Source organism: Acinetobacter sp. DMC2 (assembly GCF_056314305.1).
In genome coordinates this window covers 1-1,463 of the sequence record NZ_JBQUYP010000019.1, presented here as the reverse complement: position 1 = coordinate 1,463, position 1,463 = coordinate 1, and the positions used below count along the sequence as shown (strand labels likewise).

1 protein-coding gene is annotated in these 1,463 nt (G+C 50.6%); it reads left to right on the top strand.

Annotated features, from left to right (window positions below; all coding sequences use genetic code 11):
• On the top strand, positions 1–1,463 hold a 1,463-nt coding region (locus ACT53H_RS19120), incomplete at both ends, for an Ig-like domain-containing protein (RefSeq protein ID WP_476009878.1).

Genomic DNA, 1,463 nt, shown 5'->3' with positions numbered 1-1,463 from the left:
GAGATTGATCCAATCAATGGTACAGACCCGATTACAGGTACGGCAGAACCCGGTTCAACAGTAACAGTCACGTTCCCGGATGGCACCACAGCAACAGTTGTGGCGGGTACAGATGGTAGCTGGACAGTACCGAACCCTGGTCTTGAAGATGGCGATGAAGTTAAGGCAACGGCAACAGATCCGGCAGGTAACACATCACCACCGGCAACTGAGATTGTTGATGCCATCGCACCGGCAGCGCCAGAGATTGATCCAATCAATGGTACAGACCCGATTACAGGTACGGCAGAACCCGGTTCAACAGTAACAGTCACGTTCCCGGATGGCACCACAGCAACAGTAGTTGCAGGCACAGATGGCAGCTGGACAGTACCGAACCCGGGTCTTGAAGATGGCGATGAAGTTAAGGCAACGGCAACAGATCCGGCAGGTAACACATCACCACCGGCAACTGAGATTGTTGATGCTGTAGCACCAACTGTAACGTTTGATGAATTATCTAGTCATGATAATACACCTACATTAACTGGTACCGTAGATGATCCTACGGCCAAAGTGATTGTAACTGTAGATGGTGTAGAGTACACAGCCGTAAATAACGGTGATGGAACATGGACACTAGCAGATAACACCCTACCAGCCTTAAACGACGGATCACATACAATCCTTGTGACTGCTACTGATGCTGCGGGTAATGAAGGCTCTGCAACAGGTACGTTAATTATTATCGGTGAATCTGACAGCGACTCTGACAGCGACAGTGACTCTGATTCTGACAGTGACTCTGATTCTGACAGCGACTCTGATTCTGACAGCGACTCTGACTCTGATAGCGACAGCGACTCTGATTCCGACAGTGACTCTGATAGCGACAGTGACTCTGATTCTGACAGCGATTCAGACTCTGACAGCGACAGTGACTCTGACAGTGACTCTGACAGTGACTCAGACTCTGACAGCGATTCGGACTCTGACAGCGATTCGGACTCTGACAGCGACTCTGATAGCGATAGCGACTCAGACTCTGATAGCGATAGCGACTCTGATTCCGACAGTGACTCTGATAGCGACAGTGACTCTGATAGCGACAGTGACTCTGATTCTGACAGCGATTCAGACTCTGACAGCGACTCAGACTCTGACAGCGACTCAGACTCTGACAGCGACAGTGACTCAGACTCTGACAGCGATTCGGACTCTGATTCCGACAGCGACTCTGATAGCGACAGCGACAGTGACTCTGATTCTGACAGTGACTCTGATTCTGACAGCGACTCTGATTCTGACAGCGACTCTGACTCTGATAGCGACAGCGACTCTGATTCCGACAGTGACTCTGATAGCGACAGTGACTCTGATTCTGACAGCGATTCAGACTCTGACAGCGACAGTGACTCTGACAGTGACTCAGACTCTGACAGCGATTCGGACTCTGACAGCGATTCGGACTCTGACAGCGACTC